This is a genomic window from Nocardia sp. NPDC051030, assembly GCF_040683015.1.
Lineage (GTDB): Bacteria > Actinomycetota > Actinomycetes > Mycobacteriales > Mycobacteriaceae > Nocardia.
The window spans coordinates 70111-82333 of sequence record NZ_JBFBCD010000012.1 but is presented as its reverse complement, the minus strand read 5'-3'; the positions used below and the strand labels follow the sequence as shown (position 1 = coordinate 82333).

The 12223-nt window shown below is 65.5% G+C and carries 13 protein-coding genes; 3 read left to right on the top strand and 10 right to left on the bottom strand.

Annotated features, from left to right (window positions below; translation table 11 throughout):
* Window positions 1-10: 10 nt before the first annotated feature.
* The 10 genes from AB0N05_RS34480 to AB0N05_RS34435 all read right to left on the bottom strand — a co-directional run bounded on the left by AB0N05_RS34480 (window position 11) and on the right by AB0N05_RS34435 (window position 9481).
* Window positions 11-808, bottom strand: a complete 798-nt coding sequence (locus AB0N05_RS34480) for an SDR family oxidoreductase (RefSeq protein ID WP_364701935.1) — start codon at window positions 806-808, stop codon at window positions 11-13.
* A 66-nt stretch (window positions 809-874) separates the two neighbouring features.
* Entirely contained in the window at window positions 875-1453 is a 579-nt protein-coding gene (locus tag AB0N05_RS34475) for a hypothetical protein (protein ID WP_364701933.1), read from the bottom strand.
* Window positions 1454-1479: 26 nt separating this feature from the next.
* Window positions 1480-2451: an MlaD family protein gene (locus tag AB0N05_RS34470; protein ID WP_364701931.1), complete on the bottom strand. Its 972-nt coding sequence runs from the start codon at window positions 2449-2451 to the stop codon at window positions 1480-1482.
* Window positions 2448-3518: an MlaD family protein gene (locus AB0N05_RS34465; protein WP_364701928.1), complete on the bottom strand. Its 1071-nt coding sequence runs from the start codon at window positions 3516-3518 to the stop codon at window positions 2448-2450. Before AB0N05_RS34465 ends, AB0N05_RS34470 begins: the two co-directional genes overlap by 4 nt.
* On the bottom strand, window positions 3515-4630 hold the full coding sequence (locus AB0N05_RS34460) for an MlaD family protein (protein WP_364701925.1): 1116 nt from the start codon (window positions 4628-4630) through the stop codon (window positions 3515-3517). The genes AB0N05_RS34465 and AB0N05_RS34460 overlap by 4 nt, the downstream gene beginning before the upstream one ends.
* Window positions 4631-5701 (bottom strand): MlaD family protein, encoded by a 1071-nt coding sequence (locus AB0N05_RS34455; RefSeq protein ID WP_364701923.1) that lies wholly within the window; start codon window positions 5699-5701, stop codon window positions 4631-4633.
* Complete coding sequence (locus AB0N05_RS34450) at window positions 5689-6711, bottom strand: MCE family protein (RefSeq protein WP_364701921.1); 1023 nt, start codon at window positions 6709-6711, stop codon at window positions 5689-5691. The genes AB0N05_RS34455 and AB0N05_RS34450 overlap by 13 nt, the downstream gene beginning before the upstream one ends.
* Entirely contained in the window at window positions 6711-7754 is a 1044-nt protein-coding gene (locus AB0N05_RS34445; RefSeq protein WP_364701918.1) for an MlaD family protein, read from the bottom strand. The genes AB0N05_RS34450 and AB0N05_RS34445 overlap by 1 nt, the downstream gene beginning before the upstream one ends.
* 6 nt (window positions 7755-7760) lie before the next feature.
* On the bottom strand, window positions 7761-8627 hold the full coding sequence (locus AB0N05_RS34440; protein ID WP_364701915.1) for an ABC transporter permease: 867 nt from the start codon (window positions 8625-8627) through the stop codon (window positions 7761-7763).
* Window positions 8627-9481, bottom strand: coding sequence for an ABC transporter permease (locus AB0N05_RS34435; protein WP_364701912.1), 855 nt, complete (start codon window positions 9479-9481; stop codon window positions 8627-8629). The genes AB0N05_RS34440 and AB0N05_RS34435 overlap by 1 nt, the downstream gene beginning before the upstream one ends.
* Before the next feature lie 232 nt (window positions 9482-9713).
* Here AB0N05_RS34435 and AB0N05_RS34430 point away from each other — a divergent pair, with 232 nt between their 5' ends.
* The 3 genes from AB0N05_RS34430 (at window position 9714) to AB0N05_RS34420 (ending at window position 12223) form a co-directional block, all read left to right on the top strand.
* A complete protein-coding gene (locus AB0N05_RS34430) occupies window positions 9714-11075 on the top strand; it encodes a carboxymuconolactone decarboxylase family protein (protein ID WP_364701910.1) in 1362 nt (453 codons plus the stop codon).
* A 1-nt stretch (window position 11076) separates the two neighbouring features.
* Window positions 11077-11547 (top strand): SRPBCC family protein, encoded by a 471-nt coding sequence (locus AB0N05_RS34425; RefSeq protein ID WP_364701908.1) that lies wholly within the window; start codon window positions 11077-11079, stop codon window positions 11545-11547.
* 67 nt (window positions 11548-11614) lie between these two features.
* Complete coding sequence (locus AB0N05_RS34420; RefSeq protein ID WP_364701905.1) at window positions 11615-12223, top strand: TetR/AcrR family transcriptional regulator; 609 nt, start codon at window positions 11615-11617, stop codon at window positions 12221-12223.

The window sequence follows — 12223 nt, the reverse complement described above, 5'->3', positions numbered from 1 at the left end:
TCGCTGGTTGTCAGTATGTCTTGCCCAGGCTATCGGCCTTCGAAATGTAGCCCACGACAAGGCGATTCAGCCATGTCGGAGAGAGTGCTGTGGCGGCACTCAGCAGCTTGGTCTGCCAGCCGACGAGCACATGCGGCTGCGGCGGGCGGCGGTGGGAATGCACTGTGTGCCAGACCTGTTCGGCGATATCCGCCGGAGTCAGCCTGACGCCGAGCGACTTCGCGCTGGCCGCACCGCGATTCACCTCATCCATCATGGCGGTCTGCACGAACAGCGGGAGCAGGTCGTGCACCGCGATCCCGAGCCCACGCCATTCCAGGTCCAGCGCCTCGGTCAGGCTGCGCACCGCCGCCTTGCTGGCCCCGTAGACGGCCAGTCCGGGCTGGCCGTAGAGCGCGGAGGCCGACGCCATGTTGATTACCTGGCTGCCCGGCGTCTCCCGCAGATACGGGAGGGCGCAATAGCATCCGTTGAGGACGCCCTTGATATTCACATCGAGAACGGCATGCTGGGTGGCCAGCGAGGTTTCGCCGAAAGCGCCGGACACCAGAATGCCCGCATTGTTCACCAGCACATCCAAACGCCCAGTGGCGGAAGTGAATACATCCAGCGCGCTACGCCACCCCTCCGCATCGGTGACATCGAAAGCGCCTGTGAGTGTGTCGCCGCCAATGGCCGCGGCGGTCTCCTGCACCGCATCGGCGTCGACGTCGTACAACCCCACCGCCCAGCCGTCCGCCGCGAACCGCTCGGCGATCGCCCGCCCGATTCCCGCGGCAGCGCCGGTCACGAATACGGCACGAGGCATCCCGCTCCACCTTTCGGTCGTGGCGCGCATCGCGCCACGCTCACCCTAACGATTCCCGGCGCGAACCTACTTGAGCGGCAGCGCGCCGTCCATACCGCCGACGTCGGTGACCTTCCAGTCGGAGTTGCCGTCCACAGTGACGTTGTAGGTGACCGTGGTCTGCGCGCCGTCGGGGTTTTGGGCGTTGGTGGAGGAGACGTTGATGAAGACGTTGACCTTGTAAATGCCGCTGGATTCCGACATCACCTTGGCGGTGATGGGGGTGGCGGTGGAGGTCCACTTCAGGGGGGTGAGGATGTCTTGGAGCTTGGGTGCCGAGGTGTCGAATTTGTTGGCCAGGGCGGGGGCGGTATTCGACTTCAGGCGGGCTACCCAGGAATTGAAGTCGGCGAAGTTGACGGTGGACGCGCCGACCGCGTAGTCGCTGGCTACCTGTTCGGCGCGCTTGTTCTCGGCCGCGGCGGTGTTGCGATTCGAGAGGTCACTGCGGGCGGAGAACAGGAAACCGCCCAGCACCACGGCGACGATTGCCAGTACTGCCACCGCACCTGCCCAGCCGACCGAGGCTACCGGGATCGAGACGGTTCGTTGCGGTGTGGCGGATTTCGGTTCGGTTTCCGATGCCTTGTCGCGTTCGATTGTCATTGGTACTCCCGCTGTTTCGGATACGGCTACTTGACGGTGATCTGGAGTTGCAGGGTTCCGTCGGCGCTCGTGCTGTGCAGGGCCTGGGTGATGAGGCTGCCTAGGTCGAGCTTGCTGACGGCGGTGGTTCCGGAGGCGACCAGTGGGCGGAGCAGCGGGACCATGGGTGCGAGTTCCGGACCGAGTTGGTCCACGCGTTCGGCGAGCTGGTTGAGCCACGGGACCAGGCCGATGGTGTCCGGTCGGTCTACCAGGTAGTCGTTGGGCACATCGCCGACCCGGATGACCCGGGCGATGGCGGCGGCCACGTCGGCCACCTTCGGGCCGAAGTCCGCCCAGGGCCCGGATGCGGTTTCCAGCGCGGGCCGCGACCAGGACATGTCGGTGGCATTGGCCTGCATGGCCACCAGTAGCTTCCGGATGACATCGGTCCGGCTCATGAGTGTCGCGGCCAGCAGGTCGGTGGCGTGCGACAGTTGCGGCACCAGCGTCTCGGTGCCTGCCATGGCTTGGCTGAAGGTGTCCACGATGGAGGCCAGGGTGGTCGGATCCAGTTGTCGCAGTAGTTCGGTCGTGGTCTTGGCGACGTCGGGAATGGACAGCGGTTTGGTGACCTTGTCGGCCTGTACCGTCTGACCGTCGTGCAGGTAGGGGCCGTCGCCATTGGCGGGCCGGAAGTCCAGGTATGGCTCGCCGAGCGCGGACAGGCTTTCGATTCGGGCCGGGCTCGCCGCCGGGATCTTGTAGTCACCGTCGACCCGGAACACCACCTGCACGCCCTTGCCGACGTGCGTCACCTCGGTGACCTTGCCGACCTCGACGCCGGACAGCAGCACCTTCGAGCGGGGGATGAGCCCACCGGATTCCGGCAGTGCGAGGGTGGCGGTGACGGTCTCGCGGAATGGATTCGCCTTGACCACACCGAAGGTCAGGTACCCGGCACCGACCACCAGGATGACGGCGATACTCGCCAGCGAGACAAGCGAACTCGGCTTCACCGCACCACTCCGATCATGCGCAGCGCCCGGGCGACGCTGTCCACTTCCTGATCTCCCGCGATCGGCGCGGCCGCGCCCTCGACGGTGAGGCCGGTGATATTCACCTTCGGTCCCTGCGTCACGAAGGGAATGACCTTGCCCTGCACCAGATCCACCAGCTTGTGCAGGTTCGACGGCGAGCTCAGGTCGAGCGGATTGGAGCCCCACAGCAGTGGCACCAGGGCCTTGGCGGTGGCATCGCCTGCGGTCAGGAACGGGCCCAGCCAGCGGATGGCCTCACCGACGAGGCCGAGGCCGCCGACGATGCCCAGGGTTTGAATGAGCGAGTTCGCGTCGGCGGGGATCTCCACCGACCCTTGGGCGCTGAGCAGTTCGGCCAGTTCACGCGGATTGTCCAGCACCGCTTTGAAATCCGATTGAATGGCGTCGAGGAACCGGTCGACGGTATCGAGGTTCGAGCTGACGTCTTGGATATCGCGGCCGATGGTGTCGAAGATGCGCGCGGTGTCCGCGCGGTCATCGGGGAGCACCGCGTTGCTCTGGTTGATGATCTCCTGAACCTGATGCAGCGCACCGCCGCCCACGAAGGTGGACAGCCCGGCGAGCAGATCCTCCACCTGTAGTGGCGGTTTGGTCTGCGATATCGGAATGACTCCGTCGGCGGGGATAAGATTGTCGAAACCCGTTGTCGGTGTTGTTAAACCGATAAAGATGTCGCCGAGAATGGTGTTCTGTCGCAGCTGGGCTGTGGTCCCCGCGGGCAGCTTGACCGATGAGGAGATCTCCACGACCGCCTCGATTCGGCCGGGTCCGGATGTGGACGGATCGACCACGGTCACCGACCGCAGGCTGCCGATCTTCGCGCCATTGGCGACGACCTTGGCCTGGGCGGGCAGGTTCAGCGCATTGGCGAACTCGATCTTGATGTCATAGGTCGGCCCCGATACCGAGGCTCCAGGCACCGGAACCTTTGCCGGATCGAGCGTGCATCCGGAAATCGGCAGTGCCGCTGCCAGAATCAGCGCGGTACCGGCCAGGAGGCGACGGCAAGAGTGGGAGGGTCTCACCGCGCACCTGCCAAGCCGAGAACCAGTGGAACGAGATCGGCATTGGCCAGCCCATTGGCAGCCGTACGGCAGCGGCCCGGCATGACCGTGTTGACCGCCGCGCAGATTTGCTCCGCGTTCTCCTGCGGCAGTTGAACTTTCGGCGCGGCGTAGGTGAGTCGCGCCTTGCCGGTCTCCGGATCGATGGCATTGCGGAAGGCGTCGGAGATCGCCGGAATCATGTCGATCACCTTCTGCAATGTGCTGAGGTTGGCGGAGAGCAGCTTCATGTATGGCATGAGCTCATCGAGCCCATTGAGGATGTCGCGCCCGTACTTGCGGGAGATGTCATTGAGCATCGGGAACACCACCAGCAGCGAGTCCAGCAGCTGCACGGTGGTGCCCCAGATCTCATTGACCAGGGTGATGCCCGGACCGGTCTGCAGGAGCGTGGATTTGATGTCGTCCCAGTTGATCGAGATGCTGCCCACGATCGAGGAGAAGGAGTCGATCAGCGCGCCCATATGCCCGATCGCCGCATCCGGCTGGCGCAGCGCCGTGCCCAGATCCTGGATCAGCTGATTGAGCTTCTGGCCGCTGCCGCTGGTGGCGGCCTGGAAGGCGGCGACGGCGTCCTTCACCCGGGTGGCGTCGGCCGGATTCCCGTTCCCGGTGAGCTGATCGGCCAGCCCGGTGAACGCCTGCAGGGTCTGGGTGATGCTCTTGGGCGTGAACGTCTTGGTGATGCAATTGCCCGGATTCCAGTCGGTCTGTGACTTGCTGTCGCCGAGCACCTCGAGCTGACGGTCGGCGACGAGCGTGTCGGAGACCGTGGTGGCGACGACGTCACCGTGCAGCTTGCGAGCGGCGTCGATATCGAATTCGACGCGAACACCGCCGCCCTGTGGCCGCACCGCCCGCACCGTGCCGACCGGAATGCCCAGCATGGTGACCTGATTGCCGGTGTAGAGCCCGACCGCGTCCGGCATGACCGCGCAGTAGGCGACGGTCTTCTTCAGTGGATCGAATGCCACCAGGTACGCCACGACGGCGACGATCGAGATCAGCGCCACCCCGATGGCGGTGACGAAACCCTGTGATCCCAGTACGCGTTCACTTCGTTTCAACAGCACTCAGCACCCCCGGCCCGGCACCGGCACGCACACCACGGGCGCGGCGACGGTGACCGCGGACTGATCGATGCTGATCCCGTCGGCGGGTGTGACCGCGTTCTGCAACCGCAAACGAATCCCGGTCAGGCTCGACACCACCTGATCGAGCCGCGACCCGAGATCCTTCAACTGCGGCAGCGCTTCGAGGAGCTTGTCCACCAGTGGCTGCAGCTGCGTCTTCCACGAGTCATTTGTCCCCGCGATGCGGGACAACAGCTGGGCGGCGACCCGCAGCGCCTCCTTGATCTCGGCCTGCTTGTCCAGGCCTTGGGTTTCCAGGCGTCCGATCTGGCGTACGAAGGTGCCGAGCAGCGATTTGTTCTGGTCGACCGTGGCCAGGTATTCGTCCATGACGGTCAAGGCGCGCGACACCTCCGTGTTCTGCCGATTGAGGATGCCGACGAAGGTCTCCATCGCATTGCCCATGCGGCGCAGGGCATCCGGACTTCCGTCGAGGGAATTCTGGAGGGCGGCAAGGTTCTTGCGGAGCGTGTCGCCGTCGACTTGGGCGACCGGGGTGGAGGCGTCTTGCAGGGTGTGAATCAGGCTGTAGGGCAGGCGAACCCGGTCGGACGGGATCACGGTCTTGCCCAAGCCCTTGTCTCCGGCGGGGAAGGCGGCGATGTAGTGTCCGCCGACCACGGTGAGCATGCGCACCTCGAGCGTGGTGCGATCACCGAGGAAGACATTGTCTTTGACGGTGAACTTCATTCGGACCCGATCCGGCAGCAGCTCGAGGGATTTCACCGAGCCGACTCGGATTCCGGCGATGCGGATCTCGTCTCCAGCCTTTACGGCGCGGCCTTCGGTGAGTTCGGCGGTGTAGGTGGCCTTGCCGATCGGCAGTACGTAGATCGCGCCGGTAATGATCATCAGCGCCGCGAGCACCGCAGCGCCGAACAGCCCGTAACGCAGTTCGCGGCGCATGGCGGTGGCTTGATGCCGGTCATGGTGAGTGTGCAGGTCGCCCAGCGCCGGAATCAGCCGGTGCAGCAGTGAGGTCTTCTGCTCGGGCGGGTTCAGCTGTTGCATATCGAAATCCTCTGGCCTGCAATGAGAACCGCGAACGGCCCGGGGACGTCGGCCTTGCCCTTGGAGCAGGTCAGATCGACCTGCCCGGCCGGGACATCGGCGGGCGGCAGCAGATTGGCCAGTGACTGGATCAGCCCGGGCAGCTTGCCGAGCAGGTCGAGCGCCTGCTCCGGGTCGGGGAACAGCAGGCGCAGATCCTTATCGAGGTTGGGGTTCTCCGCTTCGGTGAAGCCCAGCGTGGCCAGAATGCTGTTGAGCGGTCCCAGCGTCGACGGCGCGACATCGGCGAAGCTGATCAGGCCGTCCAGCTTCTGCTGGAAGACGGTGAACACATCCGCGAGCCCCTTCAGCAGGGTCACCAGATACGGCGACTTCCCGCCGATCTGATCGGAGATCGACTGCAGATTGCCCACAATGGTGGTCAGCACGGTCTGCCGGTCGGTGACGTAGCGGCTCAGCTTCTCGAAAGCGTCCAGGGCGGGCCCGATTCCGGCTCCATTGCCTTCCACCACCGCGAGCACGCTCTCGGCGAACTTATTGAGCGCACCGGGGGAGAACTCGGCCAGGACCGGCTGCAAGCCATTGAACAGCTGGGTGATGTCGAAGGACGGCACGGTCTTATCGGTGCCGATCGTCGAACCCGGCTTCAGCGTGTCGCCGGGCGAATCAGGTTGCCGCACATCGACATAGCGCTGACCGGTCAATGACTGGTAGCGGATGGCGAACACGCTGGCGGTGAAGACCTGTCGATCCGATTGCACGGTCATCTCGACCCGGGCCCGATTCCCGGCCAGATCGATCGCGGTGACCTTGCCGACCTGCACTCCGTACATTCGTACGTCATCGCCGGTCTTCAAACCGCTGGCGTCGGTGAATTCCGCTGTGTACGACTCGGTGTCGCCCGACACCGGCCGGGTAATGGCCGTGACCACCACCGCCAGCAAGGCCATCATGACGGCGGCGAACAACCCCAATCGCAGCAGTACGCCGCGCACGCTTGTCTGCTTCATCAGTTCCCTCCGGCGGTCAGCGCCGCGAACAGCTGCTGCCCGAACAGCGGCACCGCGATCCCCGGCACCCCGCGCAGCGTGACCGCGACATTCACCACCGGTCCGTTGGGGCCGTCGGCGAACATCCGATTCAGGCGCTCGATCAGTTCGGTCAATTCCGCTTGCGACACAGTCGGATTGGGCACGGTCGCCGCGACCGCGGTGAGCAGCGGCGTGAACATGTCGGTCATTTCCGTGAAGTGCTTGCCCGACACTCCGCCGATCGCTCCGATGGCCGGGAATGCCTTATTGGCGATCATGTCGATGGAGGAGTCGAACTTCTCGCGGTCGTTCTTGAACACCTCGACATTCATGATGGCGTCGAACAGCCTGAAGCTTGCCGAGCTGAAGGTGCCGAGGCCATTGAAGAACGCCCCGTACTGGTCGATCAGGAATGACGACGGGTACTTCTGGGTGTCGGCGATGGCCCGGCTCAGCGTCACCAGGGTCTCCAGTATGGGCGTGAAAGCCCGTAGATCCCCGTTGAATTGGGTGAGTAGCTCGGTCAGTTTGGGGGTGAGCACCTCGGTGGAGGTTTGGGTGAGGCTGCGCAGCAGCGCTCCCATGGTCACGTCATTGACCCGCCCGGCCAGGTCGACGACCGTGCCCTCGCTCAGCGGCGTACCGCCCGCGGCGGCACGCAGGGTGACCGCGCTGATTCCGAACAGGTTCTCGGGCGCGTAATCGACGCTGAACGAATCGGTGAGCGAGGAGGCCTGCGAGCGATCCAGATCCAGGCTGAGCAGCTGCCGCCCCTGATCGATGGACTCGACGTCGGTGATCTTTCCTACCGCCACGCCGTCCAGGCGCACCGTGGTCCCCGGCGTGATGCCCTCGCCGATCTGCTCGGTGCGCAATTGGATTCGCATCCGGTCGGATTCCGGCACGTGCTTGTAGGCGTACCAGGCCACCCCCAGCGCGATGATCAGCCCGAAGGCGACCAGGCCCAGAAGTCGCGAGCCGACCCGGGTCATGGTGACGCCGGGCATCGAGTAATTCGCCATGCCGCCCTACCCCGGGAATTCGATCGACGAGTTGACGCCCCACAGCAGTAGCGTCATCACCATGTCCAGGCCGATAATGGCGACGAAGCTGGCCCGCACCGCCCGCCCCGACGCAATGCCCACGCCCTCGGGGCCGCCGCTGGCGAAGAAGCCGTAGTAGCAGTGGATCAGGATCACCGCGACGCCGAACACCAGGATCTTGATGACGGCCGCGAAAATGTCGTAGCCGCTGGTGAATTGGAAGAAGTAGTGGTCATAGACGCCGCCCGCTTGGCCGTGCAGCAGCACCACCACGGTGGAGCAGGACAGGTACGACAGGATGAGCGCGATGATGAACGTCGGCACGATGGCCACCGCTCCCGCGATGATGCGGGTAGTGACCACGAACGGAACCGACCGCAGCCCAAGGGATTCGATGGCGTCGATCTCCTCGGAGATGCGCATGGATCCGATCTCGGCCGTCATGCGGCACCCGGCCTGCGCCGCGAAGCCGATGGCCGCCGCAATCGGTGCGAGCTCACGGGTATTCGCGAAGGCCGACACCACGCCGCTGATCGACCCCAGCCCGATCAGGTCCAGCGCCGCGAAGGCCTGAATCCCGACCCCGCCGCCTATGGCCACCCCCAGTACCACCAGCATCGGCACCGTGCCGCCGCCGACAATGAAAGAGCCACGGCCCCAGGTCATATCGGTGATCGCCCGCATGGTCTGCCCGCGATACCGCCGCAGCGTCAGGGGAATTCCCGTGAGCGCCTGCCAGGCGAAGCCCAGCATGAAGCCCGCGTTCTCGAGCGGATAGATGGCGCGGTCGCGTTTGCGGAACAGCCGGACCGCCCAGTTGAAGCCCTTGGGAGCGTATGGCGCAGCGGTCATCACGCCACCCGGATCGGCAGGAACATGGTGACCACCTGCGTGATTACCAGATTGACCACGATGATCGAGGCCACCGACAGCACCACCGCGGCATTCACGCCGTCTGCTACCCCGCGCGGCCCACCGCGTGCCTCCAATCCGCGCTGGCAGGCGATGATCACCACCAGGAACCCGAACAGCAGCGCCTTGGCGAGTGAGATCCACACATCGGCGAGCACGGTGAATGCCCCGAAGGTCGCCCAGTAGCTGCCCGGCGTCACATTCTGTGCGCCGATGGCCACGAAGTATCCGGCCACGATTCCTACGAAGATGATCAGGATATTCAGCAGCGGGGCGACCAGCATCATTGCCGCCACGCGCGGAATCACCAGGCGCTGAACCGGATTGATGCCCATGGTGCGCAGCGCGTCGATCTCCTCGCGCACGGTGCGCGCCCCCAGATCCGAGGCGATGGCGGACGCCCCCGCGCCGCCGAGCAGCAGCCCGGTCGCGATCGGCGCACCCTGCTGGATGACGCCGAGTCCGCCCGCCGCGCCGAGCAGCGAATCCGCGCCCAGCTGATGAATCAGATTGCCCACCTGCACGGAGACGACGACGCCGAAGGGGACGGCCATGAGAATGGCGGGCAATGCGGTGACGGTGATCAAATACCAGGCCTGGTACAGCATTTCGCGCCATTGGAACTTGCGTCCGACGATATCGGTGGCCGCGCCGCGGAGGGTTTCGACACCGAGGTCGACCGTCCGTCCGAAGGTGCGCAGGCTGCCGATCGCGATATCGGAGAAGTTCTGGCGGACGATCCGCAGGGCCGTGGCCGTACCGCCCCGCTGACGGGTCGACGACGCTGGCTCCATGTAGTGCTTCCTCCCTTATATCCCCCGGGTCCGGCGTTCGCTGGAAGCAAACGGGCGGAGGCCTTTTCTGAACGCTATGAGTGCCGGGCGGCGCTGCCCATGGCACTGCAAGCCAGGCGGTTGACCTTTTCCGACTGTGACTCGCCTCACTGGCGCGGAGCTGACGCTAACACCGTGCGGGATCTAAAACAACAGCGTAAATTTGCACCGGTATCGACTCGAGGAGGAATCGGTGACCGACGGAATCGACGTACGGACTACCCGGGGATGGCGGGGTCCGGTCAAGCCGCGAACCAGCTTGGAACTGCGGCGAATCGGGCCACTGGCATGGGCGGCGTCGCGGCTCGCCGGAGCCGCCACGGGGTCGGGGCGGGTGCACGCGATCGAGGCTGTCGGCCTGGTGCCGGGCATGCTGCCGTTCTTCGGGCTGTACTTCGGCTACGTGAATTCGCTGACCCGGCTGAAGCGGGCCGACAGTGAGTTGGTGATACTGCGGACGGCCTGGAACTGCGGCTCGTATTACGAGTGGTACCAGCATGTTCACACCTCCAAGCTGGCCGGATTGACCGTTGCGGAGGTGGAGCGGGTCGGGGCTGGGCCGGATGCGCCGGGATGGTCGGACAAGCAGCGCGCAGTGCTGCGGGCGGTGGACGAACTGTGTGCGGATCGGCTCATCGGCGACGACGCCTGGGCCGCCATGCGCGAATTCTTCGACGACCGGCAGACGGTGGCGCTGTGTCTGCTGACCGGTAACTACGCCATGCTGGCCATGCTGATCAACAGCTTCGGGCTGCAACCCGAAGCGGGCATGTGGCAGGCCTGGCCGCTGCGCGCGCTGGTCGGCCGGGACGAGGATCTGACCGCGGTATTGGCCCGCCCCGCAGGGGAATCCGACGCCTCGCGATCCAATCCGGTGCCGGAATGGCAGGACTCCGACAATGTGGCCGCCATCGGCGATCGCATCGACCTGCTCGCCGCCGCACCTCACTTCCGATCCGCGGATCCGAAACGCATCGCGCTGGGCACATTTCGTGATGTGGGGCCGCTGACCTGGGTGCTCTCGCGCCTGGGCGGCATCGGCAATGGCGGGGGAGAGGTGACCGCCGCCGATGCCATCGGCATGGATCCGCGCATGATGCGGCACTATTTGCCGTTCGCGCTGAAACTGGTGCTCGGATCACATCTTTCACGCCGGGATACCGAGCTGGCGACCTTGCGCCTCACCTGGAACTCCGGGGTGCGCTATGAGTGGTTCTACCACGCGCACTTCTCTCGGATCAGTGGAGTTTCGGTGCGGACGGTGGAGCGGGTGGCGGTCGGGCCGGATGCGCCCGGGTGGAGTGCGCGAGAGCGTCTGCTGCTCAGCGCCGTTGACGAGCTTCAGACTGATCGGTGCCTGTCCGAGGACACCTGGTCGCGGCTGCGCACCCACTACACCGAGCGCAAGCTGGCCGCTCTGTGCCTGCTGGTCGGGCACTACGACATGATCGGCATGCTGTTCCGCAGCTTCGGCGTGGAGCCGGAACCCGGTGCGCTGCAAAGTGGTCTGGGGCATTGGGCGATCGCCAAAGCCGCACAGCTGTGGGGGATCTGACATGGCGGCCATCACCCTCACCAAGGACATCGCGGCCCCGCCGGAATTGGTGTTCGACATCCTCACTGACCATCGCGGCTACGCCGACATCACGCCGCTGCGCGCGGTCGATATGGAATGCGAAGGCACTCCGGAACCGAACGGCGTCGGCGCGATTCGCGTAATCTACGTGCTGGGCCGGGCCTTTCCCGCGGTCCGCGAACAGGTCACGGAGTTCCGGTCACCGGAACACTTCGCGTACCAGATCGTGTCAGGGCTGCCCTCGCGTGATATCCACGGTGTGGTGGCCGTGCACGCGCGGCCGGGCGGCGGTGCGCGGCTGGAGTATCGGCACGTGCTGGTGCCGCCCATCCCGCTACCCGATGCCCTGGTCCGGGCGGGCCAACGGCTGGTGATCGGATTCCTGGTGCGCGGCATAGCGCGGGAGGCCGAGCTGCGTGCGGCGCAACAGGTCCGTTCGGCCGAAGGCTGACCGGCTCTGCGTACACTGGCCGCACCGAATGTCAGTTCGATGATCGAGAGAATCCGGAAGGAGTGAGGTGTCCGAGCGACGAGAGCGCATGCTCGATGCCGCACGGGGTCTCATCGTGCGGGACGGATTCGCCGGTGCGAGCATGCATGCCATCGCGCGGGCGGCCGGTGTCACCCGTCCTGCCCTCTATGCCGAGTTCTCCGATCGTGACGACCTGTTCGACGCTCTCCTCGAACGTGAGGAGGCTCGGGTGCTGACCATGTCGGAGGAGGCGACACCCGAGGTCGATCCTGGTGTCGATCCCGTACGGGTGGCCGAGGATTCGGTCGACATATTCGTCGACCTGGTGCTCTCCGCACCGGAGACCTGGCGACTGGTCCTGATGCCCGGCGACGGCATGCCGCCCGCCGCGCGCGAACGCATCGAGCGTGGTCGCGACGCCATCCGGCAACGCACCCACCTGCTGCTGACCGTGGTCGCGGCCCTCGGCGAGCGGCCGGAGCTGGATTCCGAACTACTCAGCCACGGCGTGATCAGCGCCAGCGAAACCGGAGCACGGCTGCTGGTGGCCGAGAACGGCCCGGACCGCGCGGCCGTGACGAAGACGCTGCGCTGGATGGTTCGCCGGATCATCACCGCCTCCGGGCTGCCCTCCGCGCTGCCGGGGAAGGACTGA